Below are 1247 nucleotides of genomic sequence, written 5' to 3'. Positions count from 1 at the left end.
GCCGGTGTCCTGCCGGTCTGGCCGGGCCTGGTCCACCTCGTCGCGCTCCCGCCCCTGGACCTCTTCGGCGACCTGCGGGTCCTGCTGACCACGACCACCGGCCCCGTGTCGTTCACCCTCCTCCTGGCGCTGGTGCTCGCCGTGCGCGTCACCATCCTGGCCCTGATGACCGGCGGACTCACCCGTGAGCGGCTGGCCCTGGCCGCCGCCTTCTACGGGGTCCTGCTCATCCCCACGCTGTTCGCGGCCGAGGCCGTCTACATCGCGGGCACCCTCCTGTACGCGCGCCTGTTCTGGGCCGGGCTCGTCGCGGTCGCCGTGCTCTCCCTCGTGTTCGCCCCGCTGCCCTGGCGAACGGGTCCACGGATCCGCGACACCCTGGCCCAAGCCTGGCGCGACGGCTTCCGCGTCGGCGTGACGCTGCCCTACGGCTTCGCGGTGGTCGGGGTCGGCGCGCTCGCCGACCTGTTCCCTGGGCTGACCCTCGCGCTCGTCCCGGTCTCGGCTACCGCCCCCGCCGTCGCCGTCACCGCCCTGGCCCGCCCCGCGCGGCCCGGGGGCCCGATTCGCCTGGGCGCGGTCGCCGTGGCGTTCGCCCTGCTGGCCTGGGCGTGGGTCGCCACACGCGGCACCGAACCGCCCGAACCCGACCGACCCGCCCGCCCCCGCGCGGGATCGGTCCTGGTCATGTCCGGCATCGACTCGCGCTCCGGCGCCGGGACCGCGTTCCGGACCCGCACCGACCTGCTCGGCTACGGCTGCGACCAGACCTTCTACTTCTCCTACGCGGGCCCCGGGGACGGCCAGCCGCGGGGCGAGGCGCTGTGCCCGATCCGGACCGGCGCCCCCTACGTCAGCGCCCACACCCAGCGGCCGGTCGACGAACAGCTCCGGGCGTTCGCGGAGCAGACCGAGGACCTGCCGCGCCCGCTGGTCGTGGTGGGGCACTCGCAGGGGGCGTGGATCGCGTGGAAGGCGGTGGCCACCGGCGCGGCTCCCCGGGTGGACGCCCTCATCCTGGTGGGCCCCTTCCCCGAGAGCACCGGCGGCTACCGGCCCACCGGCGAACCGGGTCCGGGCCGCCCCGCGTCGGACCTGCTCCAGGTGCTGACGCCGCTGAGCCGCACGGCCGACTTCACCTTCGACCCCGGCTCCCCCGCGGGCTACGCCCTGCTGGGCACCACGGACGCCCCCGCGTCGATCCTCTCCCTCCCGCTGCCGGAGCACACGCGCTCGCTCAGCGTGGT

1 protein-coding gene is annotated in these 1247 nt (G+C 75.9%); it reads left to right on the top strand.

What is annotated here, in order from left to right; genetic code table 11:
* The coding region (locus tag D471_RS40460) for an alpha/beta fold hydrolase (RefSeq protein ID WP_017601241.1) at positions 1–1247 on the top strand (1247 nt) is incomplete at both ends.

Origin of the sequence: Nocardiopsis lucentensis DSM 44048, from assembly GCF_000341125.1 — a bacterium.
In the GTDB taxonomy this organism is placed as follows: domain Bacteria; phylum Actinomycetota; class Actinomycetes; order Streptosporangiales; family Streptosporangiaceae; genus Nocardiopsis; species Nocardiopsis lucentensis.
This window is presented reverse-complemented; position numbering and strand designations above follow the sequence as displayed.